This window comes from Streptomyces sp. HUAS MG56 (assembly GCF_058673395.1).
Map to the genome: position 1 here is coordinate 4085187 of NZ_CM178722.1, position 23959 is coordinate 4109145.

Annotated in this window: 17 protein-coding genes; 4 read left to right on the forward strand and 13 right to left on the reverse strand. The window is 72.6% G+C overall.

Going from position 1 to position 23959, the window contains the following annotated elements:
* Positions 1-13: 13 nt before the first annotated feature.
* Positions 14-826 carry a DUF3097 domain-containing protein gene (locus AC4OXY_RS19400; protein ID WP_491994298.1) on the forward strand — a complete coding sequence of 271 codons (813 nt, stop codon included), beginning with the start codon at positions 14-16 and terminating at the stop codon, positions 824-826.
* Positions 827-859: 33 nt separating this feature from the next.
* On the opposite strand, the gene hemW is transcribed toward AC4OXY_RS19400, so the two are convergent.
* The 4 genes from hemW to lepA form a co-directional block, all read right to left on the reverse strand.
* The gene (hemW, locus tag AC4OXY_RS19405; protein WP_356030842.1) at positions 860-2092 is read right to left on the reverse strand and encodes a radical SAM family heme chaperone HemW; all 1233 of its coding nucleotides are present in this window, start codon (positions 2090-2092) and stop codon (positions 860-862) included.
* Between the two features lie 26 nt (positions 2093-2118).
* Positions 2119-3948, reverse strand: a complete 1830-nt coding sequence (locus tag AC4OXY_RS19410; protein ID WP_491994618.1) for a SpoIIE family protein phosphatase — start codon at positions 3946-3948, stop codon at positions 2119-2121.
* Between the two features lie 123 nt (positions 3949-4071).
* Positions 4072-5946: an AMP-dependent synthetase/ligase gene (locus AC4OXY_RS19415; RefSeq protein WP_491994299.1), complete on the reverse strand. Its 1875-nt coding sequence runs from the start codon at positions 5944-5946 to the stop codon at positions 4072-4074.
* 271 nt (positions 5947-6217) lie between these two features.
* The gene (gene lepA / locus AC4OXY_RS19420; RefSeq protein ID WP_376285439.1) at positions 6218-8092 is read right to left on the reverse strand and encodes a translation elongation factor 4; all 1875 of its coding nucleotides are present in this window, start codon (positions 8090-8092) and stop codon (positions 6218-6220) included.
* A gap of 226 nt (positions 8093-8318) precedes the next feature.
* On the opposite strand from lepA, the gene rpsT reads away from it, so the two are divergent.
* Positions 8319-8585 carry a 30S ribosomal protein S20 gene (rpsT, locus tag AC4OXY_RS19425; protein WP_061922887.1) on the forward strand — a complete coding sequence of 89 codons (267 nt, stop codon included), beginning with the start codon at positions 8319-8321 and terminating at the stop codon, positions 8583-8585.
* A 192-nt stretch (positions 8586-8777) separates the two neighbouring features.
* On the opposite strand, the gene holA is transcribed toward rpsT, so the two are convergent.
* From holA to leuS, 9 genes are all read right to left on the reverse strand, one after another.
* Entirely contained in the window at positions 8778-9767 is a 990-nt protein-coding gene (gene holA / locus AC4OXY_RS19430) for a DNA polymerase III subunit delta (protein ID WP_402063092.1), read from the reverse strand.
* A gap of 127 nt (positions 9768-9894) precedes the next feature.
* Positions 9895-10140: a hypothetical protein gene (locus AC4OXY_RS19435; RefSeq protein WP_356037538.1), complete on the reverse strand. Its 246-nt coding sequence runs from the start codon at positions 10138-10140 to the stop codon at positions 9895-9897.
* 63 nt (positions 10141-10203) lie between these two features.
* Positions 10204-11085, reverse strand: a complete 882-nt coding sequence (locus AC4OXY_RS19440; protein WP_402063094.1) for a YceI family protein — start codon at positions 11083-11085, stop codon at positions 10204-10206.
* 126 nt (positions 11086-11211) lie between these two features.
* Positions 11212-12054 carry an arylamine N-acetyltransferase family protein gene (locus AC4OXY_RS19445; protein WP_491994300.1) on the reverse strand — a complete coding sequence of 281 codons (843 nt, stop codon included), beginning with the start codon at positions 12052-12054 and terminating at the stop codon, positions 11212-11214.
* Positions 12055-12058: 4 nt separating this feature from the next.
* Positions 12059-14755: a ComEC/Rec2 family competence protein gene (locus tag AC4OXY_RS19450; RefSeq protein ID WP_491994301.1), complete on the reverse strand. Its 2697-nt coding sequence runs from the start codon at positions 14753-14755 to the stop codon at positions 12059-12061.
* Positions 14752-15792, reverse strand: coding sequence for a ComEA family DNA-binding protein (locus AC4OXY_RS19455; protein ID WP_491994302.1), 1041 nt, complete (start codon positions 15790-15792; stop codon positions 14752-14754). Before AC4OXY_RS19455 ends, AC4OXY_RS19450 begins: the two co-directional genes overlap by 4 nt.
* A gap of 121 nt (positions 15793-15913) precedes the next feature.
* Entirely contained in the window at positions 15914-16759 is an 846-nt protein-coding gene (locus AC4OXY_RS19460; protein WP_362823190.1) for a DegV family protein, read from the reverse strand.
* 71 nt (positions 16760-16830) lie between these two features.
* Complete coding sequence (locus AC4OXY_RS19465) at positions 16831-17568, reverse strand: hypothetical protein (RefSeq protein WP_356037564.1); 738 nt, start codon at positions 17566-17568, stop codon at positions 16831-16833.
* A 130-nt stretch (positions 17569-17698) separates the two neighbouring features.
* Entirely contained in the window at positions 17699-20581 is a 2883-nt protein-coding gene (leuS, locus tag AC4OXY_RS19470; RefSeq protein WP_376285455.1) for a leucine--tRNA ligase, read from the reverse strand.
* Positions 20582-21011: 430 nt separating this feature from the next.
* Between leuS and AC4OXY_RS19475 the strand changes: the two genes are divergently transcribed.
* Both AC4OXY_RS19475 and AC4OXY_RS19480 read left to right on the forward strand, forming a co-directional pair.
* Positions 21012-22301 (forward strand): ferric reductase-like transmembrane domain-containing protein, encoded by a 1290-nt coding sequence (locus AC4OXY_RS19475; protein ID WP_356037569.1) that lies wholly within the window; start codon positions 21012-21014, stop codon positions 22299-22301.
* Positions 22298-23908 carry an NADH-ubiquinone oxidoreductase-F iron-sulfur binding region domain-containing protein gene (locus AC4OXY_RS19480; protein WP_356037571.1) on the forward strand — a complete coding sequence of 537 codons (1611 nt, stop codon included), beginning with the start codon at positions 22298-22300 and terminating at the stop codon, positions 23906-23908. The genes AC4OXY_RS19475 and AC4OXY_RS19480 overlap by 4 nt, the downstream gene beginning before the upstream one ends.
* Positions 23909-23959 lie beyond the last annotated feature (51 nt).

Here is a 23959-nt window from a genome sequence, read left to right on the forward strand (position 1 = left end):
TATCGTCACTCGAATGCGCCAGTACTCCGCCGATCTGACCCCGCCGTGGAAGAAGTCCGCGCCCGTGCCGGAGGTGGCGGCGGAGCCGGGACTGGTGGTGGAGGAGCCCGGCACCGGGTTCTGCGGGGCGGTGACCCGCTGCGAGGCGGGCACGGTGACCCTGGAGGACCGCTTCGGCAAGCACCGCGTCTTCCCGCTGGAGCCACGCGGCTTCCTGCTGGAGGGCAGGGTGGTCACGCTCGTACGGCCGTCGTCGTCGCGCGGTCCGGTACGGCCCACCCGTACGGCCTCCGGCTCGGTCGCCGTCCCCGGCGCACGCGCGCGCGTGGCCCGCGCCGGGCGCATCTACGTCGAGGGCCGGCACGACGCCGAACTGGTCGAGAAGGTCTGGGGCGACGACCTGCGCGTCGAGGGCGTGGTGGTGGAGTACCTGGAGGGCGTGGACGATCTGCCGTCGGTCGTCGCGGAGTTCGCTCCCGGGCCCGACGCCCGCCTGGGCGTCCTGGTGGACCACCTGGTCCCCGGCACGAAGGAATGGCGCATCGCCGAGTCCGTGACGAGTGAGCACGCGCTGGTGGTCGGCCACCCGTACATCGACATCTGGGAGGCCGTGAAGCCGGCCGCCCTGGGCATCGCCGAGTGGCCCCGGGTCCCCCGCGGCCAGGACTGGAAGACGGGCGTGTGCCGCGCCCTGGGCTGGCCGTCGGACAACACCGGCGCGGTGTGGCAGGCGATCCTGAAGCGGGTGGGCTCCTACAAGGACCTGGAGCCGGAGCTGCTGGGGCGGGTGGAGGAGCTGATCGACTTCGTCACGGCGCCCGCGTAGCGGAACGCGGGCGCCTCGTGCCTCGGCGCGGTCTCAGTCGACCAGGTCCCGCACCACCGCGTCCGCCAGCAACCGCCCCCGCAGCGTCAGCACGGCGCGCCCCTCGTCGTAGGGCCCCGGCTCCAGGAGGCTCTCCCCCAGCGCGCGCCGGGAAGCCGCCAGCCCCTCCTGCCTCAGCAGGGACAGCGGTACGCCCTCCCGCAGGCGCAGCTCCAGCAGGACGCGCTCGACCCGCCGGTCCTCGTCGGAGAGCAGCTCGCGCCCGGCGCCCGGTGAGCGGCCGGAGGCCAGGGCCGCCGCGTAGGCGCCCGGGTGCTTGACGTTCCACCAGCGCACGCCGCCCACGTGCGAGTGCGCCCCCGGGCCCGCGCCCCACCAGTCGGCGCCGCGCCAGTACAGCTCGTTGTGCAGGCAGCGCCCGGCTTGCGAGGTGGCCCAGTTGGAGACCTCGTACCAGTCGAAGCCCGCCGCGGACAGCAGTTCCTCGGCGATCAGATAGCGGTCGGCGTGGACGTCGTCGTCGGTCATCGGGATCTCGCCCCGGCGGATCCGGCGGGCGAGCTGGGTGCCCTCCTCCACGATCAGGGCGTACGCGCTGATGTGGTCCGGGCCCGCGCCCAGCGCCGCCCGGAGCGACGCCCGCCAGTCGTCGTCGCTCTCGCCCGGCGTGCCGTAGATCAGGTCGAGGTTGACGTGCTCGAAGCCCGCCGCCCTCGCCTCCGCCACGCAGGCCTCGGGGCGGCCGGGGGTGTGGGTCCGGTCCAGGACCTTCAGCACGTGCTGCCTCGCGCTCTGCATGCCGAAGGAGATGCGGTTGAAGCCGCCCTCGCGGAGGGTCGCGAGATAGGCCGGGTCGACCGACTCCGGGTTCGCCTCCGTCGTCACCTCCGCGTCCGGCGCCAGGCCGAACTCGTCGCGGATCGCGCCCAGCATGCGGACGAGATCGTCGGCGGCCAGCAGCGTCGGCGTACCGCCCCCGACGAAGACCGTGCGGACCTCCCGGGGGTCGTCGCCGAGCACCTTGCGGGCGAGGCGGATCTCGTCCGTCAGCGTCTGCGCGTAGTTGTCACGGGACGCCAGCACCCCGCCCGTGCCGCGCAGCTCGGTCGCGGTGTAGGTGTTGAAGTCGCAGTAGCCGCAGCGGGTGGCGCAGTACGGCACGTGCAGGTAGAAGCCGAGCGGGCGGTCTGCGGCCCCGGCGAGCGCGTGCGCGGGCAGCGCACCGTCGGCGGGGACGGGCTCGCCGTCGGGGAGTGCGGAAGGCATGTCCCCATTGTCCAGCACCCGGGGCGTCACTCCGCCTGGAGGACGAGCAGCGCCAGATCGTCCTCGGGCTGGCCGCCGCCGAAGTCGTGCACCAGGCGGCGGATCGTCTCCGCGATCAGCTCGGCGTCCAGGCCCGCGCAGCCGGACAGGGCGCGGGCGAGTCCGTCGCCGTCGTCGAACTGGCGGGAGCCGGAGCGCCGCTCGGTCACCCCGTCGGTGACGCACAGCAGGCTGTCGCCGGGCCGCAGGTCGAGGGTCTCGCTGGTGTAGGTCTCGTCCTCGATCACGCCGAGCAGGGTCTGCGGGCGGGCCGCCGTGCGCACCGTGCCGTCGGGGCACAGGACGAGCGGCAGCGGGTGGCCGGCGGAGGCGAGGGTGCAGCGGACCCCGTCCGCGTGCGGCGTCAGCTCGCCGTAGAGGAGGGAGAGGAAGCGGGTCTGCGGGCCGTCCCCGGGGGCCACGGGGGCCACGGGGCGGCCGCCCACCGCGACCAGGGCGCGGGCGGCGGCGTCGGCGGCCTCGGTGGCGTCGTCCAGGAGGAGCTGGTTGAGGCGGTCGAGGACGTCGGCGACCCGGTAGCCCTCGCGGGCGAGCAGGCGCAGCCAGGGCCGGGCGAGGCCGATCACGACGGCCGCCTCGGGGCCCTTGCCCTGGACGTCGCCGATGGCGAAGCACCAGCGGCCGTCGCCCGCCGGGAACAGGTCGTAGAAGTCGCCGCTGGGGCCGCCCTTGTCGCACGGCTCGTACACGAGCGCGCTGCTCATCCCGGGGATCTGGGCGACCGCGCCGGGCAGCAGCCCGCGCTGGAGCACGGCGCTGATGGTGGCCTGGCGGGCGTACTGGCGGGCCGCGCCGATGGCGAGCGCCACCCGGCGGCCCAGGTCCTCCACGAGCCCGGTGACCTCGTCGGGGAAGGCGGCGGGGCCGGAGCGGCCGATGACCAGCGTGCCGAGCGGCCGGCCGCCCGCGATCAGCCGGTACGCCAGCGCCGTGCCCTCGGCGCCGCGCGGGCCGAGCGCGTCCCCGGGCCAGGGGTACGGCTCGGGGCCCGAGCGCAGCCCCTCGCGCGGGGCGGGCGGCTCCTTCTCCAGGGCGCGGTGCAGCTCCTCGACATGGCTCTCGCAGGTGTGCCAGACCCGGGCGGGTCCGCTGCCGAGGCCGCCGCGCGCGCTCGCCTCGTCCTCCAGCCACACCGCACACCAGTCGGCGAGCCGGGGCACGATGAGCTGGCCGGTGAGCGCGGTGACCAGGGACTCGTCCAGCTGTCCGGCGAGCAGGTCGGAGGCCTCGGCGAGGAAGGACAGCGCGCCCCGCCCGAGCCACTCGCCCCCACCGTCGGCCCGCAGCGGCTGCGGGGCCAGCTCCTCGGCGACCGCCAGGGCGGCGCCCGGGGCCGGTCCGTCCGGCTCGCCGACGCCGCCCGGGGGCAACCGCGCCCAGACGGTCTTGGCGCCGACGCGGTAGGTGACGCCCCAGGACTCGGCGAGGGTGGCGACCAGCCGCAGCCCGCGCCCGTACTCGTGGGCGTCGTACGGCGCCTCGCCGCCGAGGGGGTCGCGCGGGGCGCGCGAGGGGTGCCGGTCGCACACCTCCACGGTGAGCGCGCCGCTCTCCTCCAGCCGCCACTCGACCTCGACGTCCGTACCGGCGTGCACGACGGCGTTGGTGACCAGCTCGCTGACGACGGCCATGGCGTCGTCGGCGAGCCGCGGCGCCACGCCCGGCTCGCCGGCGAGCGCGGCCCGCACCAGCGCCCGCGCCGCCCCGGGCGCCAGCGCACTCCCGGGCAGCGCCGCCCGCCCCCGTGCCTCCCTGGCCCGTGGCCCGCTCTCCCGCTGCGTGGGTATGGCCGCCATGTCCATGCGGCCAGGGTGACAGACAGGGGGCGATCAGAAGCGCTCAGTTATCGAAGTGGCCAGAAGAGGGCCACTTTTGAACAAGGTCGAGCGCAAACTCCCCGGGGCACGGGGAACCACGCGCTACTTCTCCCTCGTCCCGGCGTACATCTCGTCGATGAGGGCCTTGTACTCCCTCTCCACCACCGGCCGCTTCAACTTCAGGCTCGGCGTGATCTCGCCGTGCTCCACGTCGAGATCCCTCGGCAGCAGCCGGAACTTCTTGATCGTCTGCCACTTCTGGAGCCCCGCGTTGAGCTCCCGCACGTACCCGTCGACCATCTCGACCGTCTGCGGCGCGGCGACGATGTCGGCGTACGACCGTCCCTCCAACCCGTTCGCCTTCGCCCAGTCCAGGATCGCGATCTCGTCGAGGGCGATGAGGGCGGTGCAGTAGTTCCGGTCGGCGCCGTGCACCAGGATGTTGGAGACGTACGGGCACACGCCCTTGAACTGGCCCTCGACCTCGGCCGGGGCGACGTACTTGCCGCCGGAGGTCTTGATGAGGTCCTTCTTGCGGTCGGTGATGCGCAGGTAGCCGTCGGGGGACAGCTCGCCGATGTCGCCGGTGTGGAACCAGCCGTCGGACTCCAGCACCTCGGAGGTCTTGTCGGGCAGCTTGTGGTAGCCCTGCATGATGCCGGGGCCGCGCAGCAGGATCTCGCCGTCCTCGGCGATGCGGACCTCCGTGCCGGGCAGCGGCTTGCCGACCGTGCCGGTGCGGTAGGCCTCGCCGGGGTTGACGAAGGAGGCGGCGGAGGACTCGGTGAGGCCGTAGCCCTCCAGGATGTGGATGCCGGCACCGGCGAAGAAGTAGCCGATCTCGGGCGCGAGCGCGGAGGCGCCGGAGACACAGGCGCGCAGCCGGCCGCCGAAGGCCTCGCGGAGCTTGGCGTAGACAAGGGTGTCGGCGACCTTGTGCTTGGCGGCGAGGGCGAAGGGCGCCGCGTGGGTGCCGGTGCGGCGGAAGTTGTCCTGGGTGACCTTGGCGTACTCGCGGGAGACCTCGGCGGCCCACTGGAAGATCTTGTACTTGGCCGGGCCACCCTCGCGGGCCTTGGCGGCGACGCCGTTGTAGACCTTCTCGAAGATGCGCGGCACGGCCGCCATGTACGTCGGCTGCACCACCGGAAGGTTCTCGATGATCTTGTCGACCCGGCCGTCCACGGCGGTGACGTGCCCGACCTCGATCTGTCCGGAGGTGAGCACCTTGCCGAAGACGTGCGCGAGCGGCAGCCACAGGTACTGCACGTCGTCGATGGTGACCAGGCCGGTCGCGGCGATGGCCTTCGCCATGTACGACCAGTTGTCGTGCGGCAGGCGCACGCCCTTGGGGCGGCCGGTGGTGCCGGAGGTGTAGATGAGGGTGGCGAGCTGGTCGCTGGTGATCGCGCCGACCCGCTCCTTGATCAGCTCGGGGTGCTTCTCCAGATGGGCGGCGCCGCGCAGCTCCAGCTCGGCGAGGGTGATCACCCAGTCGTCCGTCTCGACGCCGGCCGGGTCGATGACGACGACCTTGGTCAGCTCGGGCAGCTCGGCGCGCTTCTCGACGGCCTTGGCGACCTGCGCCGCGTCCTCGGCGATGAGCACCCGGCTCTCGGAGTCGGAGAGGATGAAGGCCGACTCGTCGGCGTTGGTCTGCGGGTAGACCGTGGTCGTCGCACCGCCCGCGCACAGGATGCCGAGGTCGGAGAGGATCCACTCGACGCGGGTGGAGGACGCGAGGGCCACCCGCTGCTCGGGCTGAAGGCCCAGTTCGATGAGTCCGGCCGCGATCGCGTACACCCGCTCGGCCGCCTGCGCCCAGCTCAGCGACTTCCAGTCGTCGGGGCCCTGGCCCGAGGACGGCGGCACCGGGTAGCGGTAGGCCTCGGCGTCCGGTGTGGCCGCGACGCGCTCCAGGAAGAGGGACGCCACGGACGGCGGACGGTTCTCGATCAGGGTCTGTGTGTCGCTCACGACATCCTCCGGGGCCCGCGACGGTGCGGCTGGCTCAGTGCGGCTGGGGTGACTCACGGTGGGGTTCGCGCGTGTTGTTTAACTCGCGAGTAACTATCGAGCAGGGATCAGAGTAAGCCGCGACCGGCCGCTGCGTAAGGGGCATCGGGCTGTCTGTTTCCCCGCACGTTCCACGCAGAGCGACGTTACGCGCGCGTAGGGGCCCGCCGCACTTTCGTACGACGAGCCCCTTCATGCCCGGTTTGCGGACGCAACCCGTTGTTACCCGTGGTTACTTCTTGCCCTTGGCCGACCCCGCGCTGTCATCACTGGACAGGACGGCGATGAAGGCCTCCTGCGGAACCTCCACCGAACCCACCATCTTCATCCGCTTCTTGCCTTCCTTCTGCTTCTCCAGCAGCTTCCGCTTACGGGAGATGTCACCGCCGTAGCACTTGGCGAGGACGTCCTTGCGGATGGCGCGGATGGTCTCGCGGGCGATCACCCGGGAGCCGATGGCGGCCTGGATGGGCACCTCGAAGGCCTGCCGGGGGATCAGCTCGCGCAGCTTGGCCACGAGCCGCACGCCGTACGCGTACGCCGCGTCCTTGTGGGTGATCGCCGAGAAGGCGTCCACCTTGTCGCCGTGCAGCAGGATGTCGACCTTGACCAGGCTGGACGTCTGCTCGCCGGTGGGCTCGTAGTCGAGGGAGGCGTAGCCGCGGGTCTTGGACTTCAGCTGGTCGAAGAAGTCGAAGACGATCTCCGCGAGCGGCAGCGTGTAGCGGATCTCGACCCGGTCCTCGGAGAGGTAGTCCATGCCGAGCAGGGTGCCGCGCCGGGTCTGGCACAGCTCCATGATCGAGCCGATGAACTCGGTGGGCGCCAGGATGGTGGCGCGCACGACCGGCTCGTACACCTCGTTGATCTTGCCTTCGGGGAACTCGCTCGGGTTGGTGACGACGTGCTCGCTGCCGTCCTCCATGACCACGCGGTAGACCACGTTGGGGGCGGTGGCGATCAGGTCGAGGCCGAACTCGCGCTCCAGCCGCTCGCGGATCACGTCCAGGTGCAGCAGGCCGAGGAAGCCGACGCGGAAGCCGAAGCCGAGGGCCGCGGAGGTCTCCGGCTCGTAGACCAGCGCGGCGTCGTTGAGCTGGAGCTTGTCCAGCGCCTCGCGCAGCTCGGGGTAGTCGGAACCGTCCAGCGGATACAGGCCCGAGAAGACCATCGGCTTCGGGTCCTTGTAGCCGCCGAGGGCTTCCGTCGCGCCCTTCTGCTGGCTGGTGACGGTGTCACCGACCTTGGACTGGCGGACGTCCTTCACGCCGGTGATGAGGTAGCCCACCTCGCCGACGCCGAGGCCGTCGGCCGGCAGCATCTCGGGCGAGCTGACGCCGATCTCCAGCAGCTCGTGGGTGGCGCCGGTGGACATCATCTTGATCCGCTCACGCTTGTTGAGCTGACCGTCGATGACACGCACGTACGTCACGACGCCGCGGTAGGAGTCGTAGACCGAGTCGAAGATCATCGCGCGGGCGGGGGCGTCGGCGACGCCGACCGGGGCCGGGATCTCCTTGACGACCTTGTCCAGCAGCGCCTCCACGCCGAGGCCGGTCTTGGCGGAGACCTTCAGCACGTCGGACGGGTCGCAGCCGACCAGGTTCGCCAGCTCCTCGGCGAACTTCTCCGGCTGGGCGGCCGGCAGGTCGATCTTGTTCAGCACGGGGATGATCGTGAGGTCGTTCTCCATCGCCAGGTAGAGGTTGGCGAGGGTCTGCGCCTCGATGCCCTGGGCGGCGTCGACGAGGAGGACGGTCCCCTCGCAGGCGGCCAGCGACCGCGAGACCTCGTAGGTGAAGTCGACGTGCCCCGGGGTGTCGATCATGTTGAGGATGTGGGTCGTGCCCTGATCGGGGCCCTCGGTGGGGGCCCAGGGCAGACGCACCGCCTGGGACTTGATCGTGATGCCGCGCTCGCGCTCGATGTCCATCCGGTCGAGGTACTGAGCACGCATCTGCCGCTGCTCGACCACACCGGTCAGCTGGAGCATCCGGTCGGCGAGCGTGGACTTGCCGTGGTCGATGTGCGCGATGATGCAGAAATTGCGGATCAGCGCCGGGGCGGTACGGCTCGGCTCGGGCACATGCTTAGGGGTCGCGGGCACGCAGGGTCCTGTCTCTTGAGGCGCCTTATGCCTCGGGTCGGATCGATACGTAGTCTCCATGGTCCCACGGGGAGCGACCGGGGACCGTTTTGGGCTGCCGGCTGGGCCGCTGGTACTGTAGATGGCTGTGCCTCATGCCCTCTCAGCGCGAGGCACGTCCGAGAAATTTTGGATCACCGGTACGGGACCCGAGCGGCCCCGCACCAGAACCTGAAAAGGCTCCTTCGTGGCGAACATCAAGTCCCAGATCAAGCGGATCAAGACCAACGAGAAGGCGCGGCTGCGCAACAAGGCCGTCAAGTCCTCCCTGAAGACCGCGATCCGCAAGGCCCGTGAGGCCGCTGCCGCGGGTGACGTCGAGAAGGCCACCGAGCTCCAGCGCGCCGCTGCGCGTGCGCTCGACAAGGCCGTCTCGAAGGGCGTCATCCACAAGAACCAGGCTGCCAACAAGAAGTCGGCGCTCGCTTCCAAGGTCGCGACCCTCAAGGGCTGAACTCTCCCTTTGATCTGACCGCCGGACGGACCCAGAGCGGGCCCTCTCTCATCCGCTCCCTTTCGGCATCCACGGATTCGCACGCGGCCTGCGTTCGCCACGCGGGTGCGAATCCACCAGCTTGAATCGCAGACCCCGGTATCTCTCCCTTCCCCAGGGCGGATACCGGGGTTTTCGGTGTCCCGGTGCCGCCTATCCGCGCCCGCGCGACCGAGCGGCCCGGGCGATGGTCACGACCGCCTTCTCCAGCGCGTACTCAGGATCATCGCCTCCGCCCTTCACTCCGGCGTCGGCCTCGGCGACGGCGCGGAGCGCCACCGCGACACCGTCCGGCGTCCACCCCCGCATCTGCTGCCGCACCCGGTCGATCTTCCACGGCGGCATGCCCAGCTCACGGGCCAGGTCGGCCGGCCGCCCGCCGCGCGCGGACGACAGCTTTCCGATGGCCCGCACGCCCTGGGCCAGCGCGCTGGTGATCATCACCGGCGCCACCCCCGTGGCCAGCGACCAGCGCAGCGCCTCCAGCGCCTCCGCCGTACGCCCCTCCACGGCCCGGTCGGCGACCGTGAAGCTGGAGGCCTCGGCCCGGCCGGTGTAGTACCGCCCGACGACCGCCTCGTCGATCGTCCCCTCCACGTCGGCGACCAGCTGCGACACCGCGGAGGCCAGCTCGCGCAGATCGCTGCCGATGGCGTCGCACAGCGTCTGGCACGCCTCGGGCGTCGCCGAGCGGCCCGCCGCGCGGAACTCCTGCCGCACGAACGCCAGCCGGTCCGCCGGCTTGGTCATCTTCGGGCAGGCCACCTCCCGCGCCCCCGCCTTGCGCGCGGCGTCCAGCAGGCCCTTGCCCTTGGCCGCGCCCGCGTGCAGCAGCACGAGGGTGATCTCCTCGGCGGGCGAACCGAGATACGCCTTGACGTCCTTGACCGTGTCGGCCGAAAGGTCCTGTGCGTTGCGTACGACCACGACTTTGCGCTCGGCGAAGAGCGAGGGACTGGTGAGCTCGGCGAGCGTGCCGGGCTGCAACTGGTCCGGGGTGAGGTCGCGTACGTCCGTGTCGGCGTCGGCGGCCCTGGCGGCGGCCACCACCTCCTGCACGGCACGGTCGAGCAGGAGGTCCTCCTGGCCCACGGCGAGTGTCACCGGGGCGAGAGGGTCGTCATTCGCAGTCTTCCTGGCCATCGCCTACAGCATCCCACGCGGCACTGACATCGAGTCCGCCCGCGCACCCTGAGCGGTCCCTGAACAGACCCGGAGCCCGCCTCGGGGGTCCGGCTCGGGGGCCGGATCCGGGTGCCGGCTCGCGCGGTCAGGGCTCCTCGCGCCAGCCGTCCCACTCCCCGGCGAACGCGTCCAGTTCGGCGGGGTCCAGCCGCTCGCCCTCGTCGCGCAGGACCAGCAGCCACTGCGCGTCCTCGGCGTCGTCCTCGCCGGCCAGGGCGTCCCGGACCAGTTGGGGCTCCTCGGCCAGGCCGAACCGCTCCCCGAGCGCCTCGGCCGCCTCCTCGGCGGCCTCCCGGTCGGGCAGCACCAGCACGTGTCTCACATCGCTCACGCACCCATTCTCCGGCACCCCCGGGCGGCGAAACCGCCAGGTCAGCCGTTGACCACGGCCCGGTCAGCCCTTGGCCACGAGCTGCACGTCGAGGTCGACCCGGACGCTGGAACCGACCACCGCGATGCCTCGCGCCAGCATGGACTGCCAGTTGACCGTGAAGTCGTCCCGGTGCAGCTCGGTGGTGGCCCGGCAGGCGGCCCGTACCTCGCCCTCCATGCCGTTGCCGAGGCCGAGGTACTCGGTGTCGAGCGTGATCGTGCGCGTCACCCCGTGCAGCGACAGCGCGCCGGTGATCGCCCACCGGCTGCCGCCCCTGTGCACGAACCGTTCGCTGTAGAACTCCAGGGCCGGGAACCGCTGCACGTCGAGGAAGTCCGCCGACCGCAGATGGTCGTCCCGCATCCGCACCCCCGTGTCGATGGAGGCGGCGTCGATCACGACGTGCATCGCCGACCGCTCCACCCGCTCGCCGATCCGCACCGCCCCGGCGAAGGAGGTGAACTGTCCGTGGATCCGGGCCAGTCCGATGTGCCGCGCGGTGAACCCGATCGAGGAGTGCATGGGCTCGATCTCCCAGTCGCCCGGCGGGGGCGGCTCCGGCGGATGGGACACCTGGAGGGTCACGTCGCCCAGCGAGGCGAGGGAGTTCTCGCCGACCAGCGCGGTGGCCCGGTAGGGCGTGTAGCCCTCGGCCGACAGCGCGAGCCGGTACTCCCCCGCCGGCACCGTCGCCATGAACGTCCCGTAGGGGTCCGTGCCGCCGCACATGACCTTGCGGCCCATGGTGTCGCTGACCGTGAACTCGGCGCCCGCGACCGGCTCGTCGACCGGATCGACCACCCGGCAGCTGAGCACCCCGGCGCCCGGCGGTGTCCGCACCGCCACCAGGGGACTCGTCCGTTCCTTCTGGTTCGTCCGGTTACCCAGCCAGCGGCCGAACATCTACGACACCCCTGTACGCCTCGACATCACCTGCTGTCGAAGGTCCATTCGATCACTGGTGCGGCTTTCGGGGCAACACGGGCCCACATCGCTGGAATCCGGCCCATGTGCCGGAACTGATCCGAATCAGGGGTTCAGGTTCCGGTTTCGCACAGCCGGAACACAGCTCAGCTCGATCCCGAACCACTCCCGGTACGCCGCCAGCACCTCCTCGTCCGTCCCCAACTCCCTTGTCCCGCGCGCACCGTCCGCGTCCGTCGTGGTCAGCGACCGCCCGCTGAGCGTGATCCGCCCTCCGTCGCCGGCGACCCGTGAGCAGACCAGCGACCCGGTGAAGTGCGACAGCGGCGAGGTGCTGTGCCACCAGGCACCGGCTTTGAAGTCCGCGAGCACCCGGGGCCGCGTCTCCAGCCGGTACTGCGGCACCCCGTCCCGTACGACGTCCAGGTCCGGCTCCCCGGACCCCGCCGGGCCGTCGCCGCGCACCCCTGCCGCGTCCGGTCCCGCCTCCGCGACGCGGAACAGCCCGCCCGGGTCGGCCTGCTCCCCACGCTCGGCGAACCGCAGCGGGAAGTGGCTGTGCGCCCCGAACCCGACGTCGGCGAGCCAAACGTCCCCCTCGGCCGTCCGCACCCGCAGCGCGAGATGGTCGTACGGGACACCGAGCCGCCCCTCGTCCCCGTACACCCGCGCCGCGAGCAGCTCGGCCTCGTAGCCGAGGGCGGTGAGCAGCGCGCCGAAGGCGCCGTTCAGTTCGTAGCAGAAGCCGCCCCGGCGCGCCCCGACCACCTTGTCCAGCAGCCGTTCCTCCTCCAGTGCGATCTCCTCGCCGAGGTGGACGGAGAGATTCTCGAAGGGAACGGTCCGCAGATGGCGCAGATGCAGCTCGCGCAGCGCCTCGCCGGTGGGCCGCTGCGGGCGCCCGGCCCCGATCCGGTGGAGGTAGGCGTCGGCCTGGCGTGAGTTCATGCGCTCAGTCTCTCGTCACCCGCACCTCACCGCCCGGCCCTCCCGGCCCGCCGACCGCGAGGGAGCCGTCCCGGTCGGTGCGCAGCACCAGCGCGCCGCCCGCCCGCAGCGCGGCCAGGGTCGCCGGTGCCGGGTGGCCGTACGGGTTGCCGGCCCCGGCGGAGATCAGGGCCACCCGGGGCGCGGCGAGCCGGATCAGGTCCGGGTCCTGGTAGGCCGAGCCGTGATGGGCCACCTTGAGCACGTCCACACCGGCCAGCTCCGCCGCCCGCGGGGACCGCAACAGCGCCTGCTGGGCCGGGGGTTCGAGGTCACCGAGCAGCAGCAGCCGCAGTCCGCCCGAGCGGACCAGCATCGCCACGCTGGCATCGTTCGGCCCGTCCGGCACCGGCGCCCATCCCGCGATCGTGCCCGGCTGTCCGGGGACCCCCGGGTCCGGCGGCGCACCGCCACTCGGCGGGGGCCACAGCACCCGCCAGGCGAGCGGACCGGTGCGCCGCTCCTCCCCGGCCACGGCCCGCATGAGCGGGATGTGCCGTCTCGCCGCCTCCTTCCTGACGAACTCGGCCTGGTCGGCGGGCTCTTCCAAGCCGGTGGTCTCGATCGCGGCGACCGTGCGGCCCCGCAGCACACCGGTCAGTCCCGCGACGTGGTCCGCGTGGAAGTGGGTCAGGACGAGCAGCGGGATCCGTGTGATGCCCAGCTGTCGCAGACAGCGGTCCACCGGCACCGGATCCGGTCCGGCGTCCACGACCACCCCGGCGCCGTCCCCCGCCGCCAGCACCGTCGCGTCGCCCTGTCCGACATCGCACATCGCGAAGCGCCAGCCGGGCGGCGGCCAGCCCGTGAGCACCCGGGTCAGCGGTGCCGGCCGGACCACCGCCAGCAGGAGCAGCAGCCCGAGCAGCCCGCACCACCACGGGTGCCGTGACAACCGCCGCCCGGCCAGGACCACGGCCACGGTGACGGCCGCGAGTGCCAGCGCCCCCGGCCAGCTCCCCGGCCAGTCCACGCCCGCGCCGGGCAGCGCCGCCCCGGTCCGGGCGACCCCGGCGATCCATCCCGCGGGCCAACTCGCGCACCAGGCCAGCGCCGTGGCCACCGGCATCGCCACGGGTGCCGTCAGCAGCGCCGCGAACCCCAGCACGGTCGCCGGTGCCACCGCCGCCTCGGCCAGCAGATTGCACGGCACCGCCACGAGGCTCACCCGGGCCGACAGCACCGCCACGACCGGCGCGCACACCGCCTGCGCCGCGGCGGCCGCCGCCAGCGCCTCCGCGAGCCTCGCCGGCACCCCGCGCCGGTGCAGCGCCTCGCTCCAGCCCGGTGCCAGCACGAGCAGCGCGCCGGTGGCCAGCACGGAGAGCAGGAAGCCGTAACTCCGGGCCAGCCAGGGGTCGTAGAGCACCAGCAGCAGGACGGTCGTGGCCAGTGCCGGGACCAGGGATCTGCGGCGCCCGGTGGCCAGTGCGACCAGCGCGAGCGCGCCGCAGGCGGCGGCGCGCAGCACACTGGGGTCGGGGCGGCACACGACCACGAAACCCAGGGTGAGCGCCCCGGCGGCGAGCGCGGTCGCCCGCAGCGAGAGCCCCAGACGCGGGGCCAGGCCGCGGCGTTCGGCCCGCTGGGCCAGTCCGGGCGGCCCGATGAGCAGCGCGAGCAGCACGGTGAGGTTGCTGCCGGACACGGCGAGCGTGTGCGCCAGGTCGGTCTCCTTGAACGCCTCGTCCAGCTCGGGGGTGATCCGCGTGGTGTCCCCGACGACCAGCCCGGGCAGCAGCGCCCGCGCGTCCTCCGGCAGGCCGTCCGTCGCCGCCCGCAGCCCGGCTCTGAGCCGGCCCGCCAGCCGCTGTGGCCCACTGGGCCCCGCGACGATCCGCGGCCCCGGCTGCCCGCGCACCCGCAGCACGGCCGCGGTCCGGTCGCCGCCCGTCAGCGCGGGCGCCAGCCGTCCGCCCAGCCGGAGCCGCGTGGACGGCAGCACCCCGAGCCAGGCGGCCCGCGTCTCCTGGGCCCGCCGGGCGGCGGCCGCCGAGGTCGCCCCGCAGACCCCGCTCCCTTCCGCCGGGCCGTCCGCCGCACCGCTCCTTCCTCCGGCGCTCCTCTCCGGTGCCGGGACGTCCGCGTCGACGACCAGCAGCACCGGGCTCCGGGTCCGCACCCGGGTCCCGTCGCTCCGTTCGACGCCGCGCACCTCCGCGCGGGCCAGCACCGCCAGGGGTGCCGTGTGATCTCCGCGCACCTTCGGCCGACTGAGCCAGGGGTCGCCGCTCACCTCGATCTCGGCGGTCACGGTCGCGAACCGCCGGGCCAGCTCGGGCACCGGCCCGCGCCGCACGTCGGCCCCGTGCAGCCCGGCGGAGACGGCGGCCGCGGCCACGCAGAGCAGCACGGCGGCGACCGAGGCCCGGGCCCATGCGAACCGCCTCGGCATCACCACAGCGCCGGTCCCGCGTGCCCACAGCAGCGCGGCGCCGCCCGCCAGGCAGACCCCTGCCGACGCGGCGGTCCAGCCGGCCGGTGCGTCCAGCGTCAGGGCCGCCGTGGCCCAGGCCGCGAGTGCGGGCGGCACGAGGCGCAGGTCCAGGGGCCCCGCCCGGTCGCCGCGCGAACTCCCCCGCGCCTCGCGCGATGCCTCCCGCCCCTCAGGGCCACGGCCCGCGGTGGTCCCGGGCGGCCCGGTGCCGGTCGCACGGCTCATGGCCGTACCAGCTCGCGCAGGTCGCGGAAGCGGCGGTCGCCGATGCCGTTGACCTCGCGCAGTTCGTCCACCGAGCGGAAACCGCCGTGCTGGGTGCGGTAGTCGACGATGTGCCGGGCCAGCACCGGGCCGACCCCGGGCAGGGCGTCGAGCTGGTCCGCCGTGGCCGTGTTGAGGGAGACCGGGGCCGCGGGGACCGCGCCCGCCGCCGCGGAGGCCGGACCTCCCGCCGGACCGGGGGGCAGCACCGCCGAGGCGGGCAGGCCGACGACGACCTGTTCGCCGTCGACCAGGAAGCGGGCCCGGTTGAGCCCCTCGACGCTCACGCCCGGACGGACCCCTCCGGCGGCCCGCAGCGCGTCGGCCACCCGGGAGCCGGCCGGCAGCCGCCGGATCCCCGGTTCCCGCACCTTGCCGCTGACGTCCACGACGATCTCCCCGCCCGGCGCCCCCGAGGCGCCCGTGCTCACCCCCGCACTCGCCCCGACGCCCGCACCCGTCTTCGCGTTCTGCCCCTGCCCTTCGCCCCTCTTGGCGTACGGCGCCTCGGCACGCACCACCTGAGGGGCTTTCAGGGGTTCGGGCCGCCCGGCCCAGAAGTGCTGGACGGCGAACACGGCGGCGGCCACGAGCAGCACCGTGAGCGCGACGACGCCCCGCCGCTCCACCCCGCACCGCGTCTGCAACCACACCGGCATCCGCTCCCGCACCGCCAGGCCCACCCGCTCCCGTACACCAGTAGGGGCGGGACCGGCGGGTGACAGCGGCTCCAACGGGCCCGTGGATTCGGCTGGTTCGGGGTCGAGCGTCGCCGTGGCCGGCGCCCGCACCTCCCCCTGCGGCGGCCCGTGGTCCGACTCCAGCCGCCGCACCGCTCGTTCGCCGAAGAGGAGTTCCGCTCGGCGGCGCAGTTCGTCTCCCGGCGGCGACGGGCGGAGACCGGCGCGACGGTGATACCGGACCCGCCCGTCCGACGCGGGCCCGCGGCCGGGTCCACTGCTCGCAGCGGTGATGCGTGTACGTGATCGAAGTGCCATGCGACGAGGATGGAACATCCCGCCGACTCGCGATGATCTTGGTTAATTCCCGGGTACTACCGCCCGGTTGTGGAAAACTCCGCCACCCGCACGAGTGAGACGGGAGACCCGTCCACCCCGGTCAGCGGGGCGAGACCACCGCTCCCAGCAGCCCCGGCCCGGTGTGTGCCCCGATCACCGCTCCGACCTCGCTGACATACAGGTCGGCCAGGCCCGGCACCCGTGCCCGGAGCCGGTCGGCGAGGGCGGCGGCGCGCTCGGGGGCGGCGAGGTGATGGACGGCGATGTCGACGTCGGCGTCGCCCGCCCGCTCGGCGGTCAGCTCCTCCAGGCGGGCGATGGCCTTGGACGCCGTACGGACCTTCTCCAGCAGCTCGATACGGCCACCGTCCAGCTGGAGCAGGGGTTTGACGGCGAGCGCGGAGCCGAGGAGAGCCTGGGCGGCTCCGATGCGGCCACCGCGGCGCAGGTAGTCGAGGGTGTCGACGTAGAAGTAGGCGGACGTGCCCGCGGCGCGTTTCTCCGCGGCCGTGACGGCCTCGTCCACCGTGCCGCCGGCCTCCGCGGTCTCGGCCGCGGAGAGCGCGCAGAAGCCGAGGGCCATGGCGACCATGCCGGTGTCCACCACCCGCACCGGCACCGGCGCTTCACGCGCCGCGAGGACCGCCGCGTCGTAGGTGCCGGACAGTTCGGCGGACAGGTGCAGCGAGACGATGCCGGCGGCGCCGGACGCGGCGACCCTGCGATAGGTCTCCGCGAACACCTCGGGACTCGGCCGGGACGTCGTGACGGGGCGGCGCTTCTGCAACGCCTGGGCGAGCGAGCGGGTCGAGATCTCCGTGCCCTCTTCGAGCGCCTCGTCACCGAGGACCACGGTCAGGGGTACCGCGGTGATGCCGTGACGCTCCATCGTCCGGGGCGGCAGGTAGGCCGTTGAATCGGTGACGATCGCGACATGGCGGGACATGAGCTGGAGGTTACCTGCCGTAGCGCGCACGCGGCAGCCCGGCCCCCGTCGAGGGGAACGCGGCGCTCCGCTCAGGCCGTGCTCTCCGGGCGGGGCTTCTTCTGCCAGGGGTAGGCGGGGCGGGGTGCCGGCGGGGTGATCGCCTGCGGAGCCGGGTCCTCGGCGGGACCGGAGCCCGGGGCCCAGGACTGGGTGTGCTGCGCCGCCCGGTCCTCGGCGTCGGAGGCGTCGGGCCACGGCGTGGGCGGCGGCTGGGCCGGCCCGGCCGGCGTCCAGTGGCGCAGGGCGTCCGCCTCCAGGTCGATCTGGTCGCTGAGCGCGCCGAGATCGTCGTCGCAGAAGCGGCGGGCCCGGTCGCGCACGGCCCAGCGCAGGGAGTCCGCGGACTTGATGACGCGCTCGGTACGGCCACGCAGCTCGGCCAGCCGCTCTTTGACCTCGGCCCGGTCGGGATCGGCCTCCAGGCGCCTGAGGTCGGCGTCCAGCTGATGCCCGTGCGCGCTGAGCCGCTCGAAGAGGCCGAGGGACTCCTTGAGGGACTCGTCCTCGGCGGAGCCCGTGCGCAGCGCGTCCTGGGTGGCGCGCATCGACGTGCGCAGCGTGAGCCTCAGCTGCGCGATCTCTGCGGTGGGGCCGACCTGGACGAAGGACTTCGCGCGCAGGGTGTGGTCCTCGACCGTGCGCCGGGCCTGCTCGATCGTGCGGTCCACGCCGCGTTTGGCGGCGGTGATCGCCTTCACCGTGGCGTACGCGCCCAGGCCGATGAGCACCAGGACGAGTAGGGCGAAGACGGCGATCACTGCTTCCACGACGCTCCTCCTCCGGCGGACGCGGCACTCACCGCCGCACTCCCCACGGTAAACGCCGCGGGCAGGCCCGGAGTTCCGGAAGAACCCCGAACCTGCCCCGAGTCTCCCCGTAGGGGTCAGCGCTGGGAGATCATCCCGTGACGATGTTCACCAGCTTCGGCGCGCGCACGATGACCTTGCGGACGGTCGCGCCGTCCAGTGCCCGCACGACGGCCTCGTCGGCCAGGGCGACCTTCTCCAGCTCCTCCTCGGAGATCGCCGGTGCCACCTCCAGGCGGGCCTTGACCTTGCCCTTGATCTGCACGACGCAGGTCACGGTCTCGTCGACGACGTAACTCGGGTCGGCGACCGGGAAGTCCTGGTGGACGACCGAGTCGCTGTGGCCCAGCTTGCGCCACAGCTCCTCGGCGATGTGCGGGGCCAGCGGGGCCACCATCAGCACCAGCGACTCGGCGACCGGACGCGACACCGCGCCACCGGCCTTGGTCAGGTGGTTGTTCAGCTCGGTGACCTTGGCGATGGCGGTGTTGAAGCGCAGGCCCTCCAGGTCCTGGCCGACGCCGTCGATGGCCTTGTGCAGGGCACGCAGCGTGTCCTCGTCGGGGGCCGTGTCGACCACCGTGATCTCGCCGGTGTCCTCGTCGACGATGTTGCGCCACAGCCGCTGCAGCAGCCGGAACTGGCCGACCACCGCGCGCGTGTCCCACGGCCGGGAGACGTCCAGCGGGCCCATCGCCATCTCGTACAGGCGCAGGGTGTCGGCACCGTACTCGGCGGCGATCTCGTCCGGAGTCACCGCGTTCTTCAGGGACTTGCCCATCTTGCCCAGCAGGCGGCTGACCTGCTCGCCCTGGTAGTAGTAGGCGCCGTCGCGCTCCTCCACCTCGGCGGCCGGCACGGCGATGCCGCGGCTGTCGCGGTAGACGTAGGCCTGGATCATGCCCTGGTTGAACAGCTTGTGGAACGGCTCCGCGGAGGAGACATGGCCCAGGTCGTACAGGACCTTGGACCAGAAGCGCGCGTACAGCAGGTGCAGCACGGCGTGCTCGGCGCCGCCGACGTACAGGTCGACACCGCCGTGCGGCTGGCCCGCGCGCGGGCCCATCCAGTACTGCTCGACCTCGGGGTCGACCAGCTTGTCGTCGTTGTGCGGGTCCAGGTAGCGGAACTCGTACCAGCAGGAGCCGGCCCAGTTGGGCATGGTGTTGGTCTCGCGGCGGTACTTCTTCGGCCCGTCGCCCAGGTCCAGGGTGACGTTGACCCATTCCTCGTTGCGCGACAGCGGCGTCTCGGGCTGGGTGTCGGCGTCGTCCGGGTCGAACGTGCGCGGGCTGTAGTCCTCGACCTCGGGCAGCTCCAGCGGCAGCATCGACTCGGGCAGCGCGTGGGCGGTGCCGTCCTCGTCGTAGACGATCGGGAAGGGCTCGCCCCAGTAGCGCTGGCGGCTGAACAGCCAGTCACGCAGGCGGAAGTTGACGGTTCCCTCGCCGATGCCCCGCTCCGCCATCCACGCGGTGATGCGGGCCTTGGCCTCGGCGACGCCCAGGCCGTCCAGGGAGATGTCGTCGTTCGAAGAGTTGATGATCTTCGCGTCGTACGACCCGAAGGCGTTCTCCCAGGTCGACGTGTCCGTGCCACGGCCGTCGGAGGGTTCCACGACGCAGTGGATCGGCAGCTCGAAGGCGCGCGCGAACTCGAAGTCGCGCTGGTCGCCCGCGGGGACGGCCATGATCGCGCCGGTGCCGTAGCCCATCAGGACGTAGTCGGCGATGAAGACCGGGACCTGCTCGCCGTTGACGGGGTTGGTCGCGTACGCGCCGATGAAGACGCCGGTCTTGTCCTTGGCCTCGGCCTGGCGCTCGACGTCGGACTTCGAGGTGGCCTGTGCGCGGTAGGCGGCGACGGCCTCGGCCGGGGTGGCGTGACCGCCGGTCCACACCGCGTGCGTGCCCTCGGGCCAGGCCGCCGCGGTGAACTTCTCGACCAGCGGGTGCTCGGGCGCCAGCACCATGTAGGTCGCGCCGAACAGGGTGTCGGGGCGGGTGGTGAAGACCGTGATCTTCTCGCCGTCGATCGGGAAGTCGACGCGGGCGCCCTCGCTGCGGCCGATCCAGTTGCGCTGCTGCAGCTTGATGGCCTCGGGCCAGTCCAGCTCCTCCAGGTCCTCCAGCAGCCGGTCGGCGTAGGCGGTGATGCGCATGTTCCACTGGCGCAGCTTGGCCTTGAAGACCGGGTAGTTGCCGCGCTCGGAGCGGCCGTCGGCGGTGACCTCCTCGTTGGCCAGCACGGTGCCCAGGCCCGGGCACCAGTTCACGGGCGCGTCGGAGGCGTACGCCAGGCGGTACTCGCCCAGGACGTCGGCGCGTTCGCCGGCGCTCAGCTCGCTCCACGCGCGCGTGGAGCCCGGGACCGCACGCTCACCGGACTCGAACTGCGCGATCAGCTCGGCGATCGGGCGGGCCTTCCTCGCCTCCTCGTCGTACCAGGAGTTGAAGATCTGCAGGAAGATCCACTGGGTCCACCTGTAGTAGTCCGGGTCGATCGTGGCGAACGAGCGGCGCTTGTCGTGGCCCAGGCCCAGCCGGCGCAGCTGGGACTTCATGTTCTCGATGTTGGCCTCGGTGGAGACACGCGGGTGCGTGCCGGTCTGCACGGCGTACTGCTCGGCGGGCAGGCCGAAGGCGTCGAAGCCCAGGGTGTGCAGGACGTTGTGGCCGGTCATGCGCTGGAACCGGGCGTAGACGTCGGTGGCGATGTAGCCCAGCGGGTGGCCGACGTGCAGGCCCGCACCGGAGGGGTACGGGAACATGTCCATGATGAACTTCTTGGGCCGGGCGACGATCTCAGGGGCGCCCGCCAGGTCGCCCTTGGGGTTCGGGGCCGCGTAGGTGCCGTCGGCATCCCAGAAGTCCTGCCAGCGTGCCTCGATGTCGGCCGCCATGGCGGCCGTGTAGCGGTGCGGCGCGACCTCCGCCGACGTGGCGGCGGCGGCAGCGGGGTTCGTCTCGCTCATGATCCTCAAAGCTCCATCGATCGTCTCTGCCTGCGGCTGTTCAAAGAAACGAAAAATCCCCTCACACAGGAGGGGACGCCGCGCCGATGCCGACCTCACGGGTACGACCGGGGTCGGTGCTGATCAGCGCGGCCCGCTAAGCAGAAGGCGTACGGCACGCATGGCGTTAGGGTACCGCAGGCCCCGAGCGGGCCGCGACGGCCTTGAGCAAGCCGGGACGCGCGTCCGTATCCCTTGTGGACATGCCAGGAACCCGCCGGAACTGAACCAAGGTCAAGAAATACATCGCGTACTGTCCCCTAAGGGACACCGTCCAGTCATATTGCCCGTTGATAACAACGCAATAACTGAAACCCCGTACCGATCGGTATGGCGCCGCTTAGAGTTCGGCAGCGGGACCGCTTTCCCGAAACTGCTCGGAGTTGCCCCCATGAACCCTCGTCGTAGTACCAGCTCCCTCCCCAAACCGGGCCGCTCGGCCTACGGAGTGGCGACCGCCGTCGCCCTGCTGCTGATACCCGTCAGCGTGCTGGTCGGAGGCACCCAGTACGTCGATTTCCTGAACTTCGGCGCGGGCGTGATGTCCCTGGTCTCGCTCAGCTGCTCGGTGATCTGGGGCCTGTTCGCCCAGGACCGGATCTTCCTGAACATCCGGCAGCGGATCGTCGGCCAGGCGGTGCACCGCACGCTGGGGATCGCGTCGATCGCGTTCCTCCTGCTGCACATCGTCACGAAGATCGCGCTCGGCCACACGCAGGTGATCGCCGCGATCATTCCGTTCTCCCTCGGCATCACCGGAATCGGCGGCCTGATCGGACTGGGGTCGGTGGCGGGCCTTCTGATGATCTTCGTGGGCATCACCGGCGCCCTGCGCAGCAATTTCGCCACCCCGGCCCCGGTCGCCGCCCGCTGGCGCGCGATGCACATGCTGTCCTACCCGGCCTGGTGCGCGGCGCTGGTCCACGGCCTGTACGCGGGCCGTCCGGTGAAGAGCCCGTTCTTCACCTACGCGTACGCGCTGTCGCTGATCGCCGTGATGGCCGCCCTCGCGCTGCGCGCCGCCCCGCGCCCGGTCAAGCGCAGGGTCGCCGACCGCCTCGTGGCGCTGTTCGGCAGCTCGGAGCGGCCGGGACTCGACGAGCTGGACGCGAGCCGCTCCCGGGTCGCCGAGGCGGGCCTCGCGGGCTTCGGAAGCGCCCGCGAGCCCCGCGAGCCCGAGGCGACGGCGGCCACGGCGGCACCGCTGTACCAGACCCCCGCAGCCCCCTCCGGGCAGCCGGCGTCGGGGTTCGCGGCCGCCTACCGCGCGGTGTCCCCGCGCGGTGGCGCCCAGCAGCCGTTCGCGGCCGGCCAGACCGCCCGCATGGACCTGCCGCTGGACCTCCAGGCCACGGAGGCCCTCCCGCGCGTGGACGGCCCCTCCAGCACCTCGGGCAGCTGGCCGATCCCGTCCCCGCCGCCGGTCGGCGAGGCCCCGCCGTCCGCCTACGACCCGCTCCAGGACACCGGATTCAACATCCCGGTCTACGACAATCCGGGCACGTCCGGATACGGCGGAAGTGAGATGTACGACACCGGTGAGACAAACGGCCGGTATGACACGTACAACGCCAGTGACACGTACAACAACGGTCCCTCGACCGGACCGCTGCCCGGTTCGTCCTTCGACGCACCGGGTTCGGGCGAGTCCTGGAACACCCCGTCCGGAGGCTTTAAGTGAACGAGGCCCTGCCCGACGTCCCCGAGGTCCGCGTCGTCGGCCTTCCCCAGCTGACGTCGGGCTTCGACCTTGTGGAACGACTCGACCTGCCCATGCACCTGAAGGTGCACGGGCCGCTCGACCCCCTGGGCGGCGAACAGCTCGCCCAGCTCGCCGAGAACATCAACCTCAAGGGCCGCGGCGGCGCCGGCTTCCCCTTCCACAAGAAGCTGCGCTCGGTCGCCGAGTCGGCGATCAAGCGCGGGGTGCGGCCCGTCGTCGTGGTCAACGGCAGCGAGGACGAGCCCGCCTGCCGCAAGGACACGGTGCTGATCAACCGCGCCCCGCACCTGATCCTGGACGGCGCGCTGCTGTGCGCCGAGGCGCTCGGCGCGCGCACGCTCGTGATCGGCGTCACCCGCGAGTCGACCCAGCGCTCCATGGAGGCCGCGCTCGCCGAACGCGGGCTGAGCAACAGCCGTAGATCGGCGCTGCGCGCGTGGGTGCAGCGCAACCCCGTGCGCATGGTCACCGGCGCCGCCGCGTCGCTGATCCGCTCGGTCGACGGCGGCCCGGCGATCCCGCCCGGCCGCAAGATCAGCGCCTCGCAGAGCGGTGTCGGCGGGGCGCCCACGCTGCTGTCGAACGCCGAGACGTTCGCGCAGCTGGCCATCGCCGCCCGCATCGGCCCGGAGCGCTACGGCAACACCGGCCTGTACGACGAGCCGGGCACGGTCATGCTGACCGTGTCCGGCGCGGTGGCCCGCCCGATGGTCCTGGAGGTCCCCACGGGCGTGCCGCTGCGCTACGTGCTCCAGCTGGCGGGCGCCCCGCCGGTGCCGCAGGGCGTGCTGACCGGCGGCTACCACGGCAAGTGGATCGACGCGGCGACCGTCGACGAGGCGATCGTCTCGCGCAACTCCCTGGACGCGGTGGGCGGTTCGCTGGGCGCGGGCGCGATCCTGCCGATCAGCCAGGACACCTGCCCGCTGGGCGAGTCGCTGCGGGTGGCGCAGTGGCTGGCCGAGGAGAGCGCGGGCCAGTGCGGCCCCTGTTACCTCGGACTGCCCGCCGCCGCGCGCGGGATGGAGGACATTCTCAACGGCGGCGGACCGGCCGCCCTGGAGGCGCTCAAACAGGTCGCGAAGAACGTCAAGCGCCGCGGGGCGTGTTCGCACCCGGACGGCTCGGCGATGTTCCTGGAGTCGACCATCAAGGCGTTCACCGACGACCTCGCCGCCCACGTCCTCGGCAACGGCTGCGGACGGCCCGTGGAAGGCGTTCTGCCGCTCTTCGAGGGCGGCAGGACCCCTACGGGCATCCCGGGCGGCGGAGAGCCCGAGGAGACCGGCGCCAGCCGCCAGAAGATCTACGTCGACTGGACGCTGTGCCGGGGCCACGGGCTGTGCGCCGACATCCTGCCCGAGGTGTTCGAGCTGGGCGCCGACGGTTTCCCGACCGTCGCCCAGGCGCAGGTGCCGCGCTACGCCGAGGCCAAGGCGCTGCGCGCGGTGCGCCGCTGCCCGGCGCTCGCCCTGCGCCTGGAGGAGGACACGCGCGGCCAGGCACCGTCGCGCAACCTGCCGGTTCTCTCGCAGGGCCGCGGCCGGCGGGCCCTGGGCCGCTGAGCGGACCCGCCCAACACGTCGAAGGCGGACCATCCTCGGGATGGTCCGCCT

Coding starts and splice junctions, on each gene's coding strand:
- AC4OXY_RS19400 (WP_491994298.1), top strand. CDS start 14: ATGCGCCAGTACTCCGCCGATCTGACCCCGCCGTGGAAGAAGTCCGCG.
- hemW (WP_356030842.1), bottom strand. CDS start 2,092: ATGCCTTCCGCACTCCCCGACGGCGAGCCCGTCCCCGCCGACGGTGCG.
- AC4OXY_RS19410 (WP_491994618.1), bottom strand. CDS start 3,948: ATGGCGGCCATACCCACGCAGCGGGAGAGCGGGCCACGGGCCAGGGAG.
- holA (WP_402063092.1), bottom strand. CDS start 9,767: ATGGCCAGGAAGACTGCGAATGACGACCCTCTCGCCCCGGTGACACTC.
- AC4OXY_RS19440 (WP_402063094.1), bottom strand. CDS start 11,085: ATGTTCGGCCGCTGGCTGGGTAACCGGACGAACCAGAAGGAACGGACG.
- AC4OXY_RS19445 (WP_491994300.1), bottom strand. CDS start 12,054: ATGAACTCACGCCAGGCCGACGCCTACCTCCACCGGATCGGGGCCGGG.
- AC4OXY_RS19450 (WP_491994301.1), bottom strand. CDS start 14,755: ATGAGCCGTGCGACCGGCACCGGGCCGCCCGGGACCACCGCGGGCCGT.
- AC4OXY_RS19455 (WP_491994302.1), bottom strand. CDS start 15,792: ATGGCACTTCGATCACGTACACGCATCACCGCTGCGAGCAGTGGACCC.
- AC4OXY_RS19460 (WP_362823190.1), bottom strand. CDS start 16,759: ATGTCCCGCCATGTCGCGATCGTCACCGATTCAACGGCCTACCTGCCG.
- leuS (WP_376285455.1), bottom strand. CDS start 20,581: ATGAGCGAGACGAACCCCGCTGCCGCCGCCGCCACGTCGGCGGAGGTC.
- AC4OXY_RS19475 (WP_356037569.1), top strand. CDS start 21,012: ATGAACCCTCGTCGTAGTACCAGCTCCCTCCCCAAACCGGGCCGCTCG.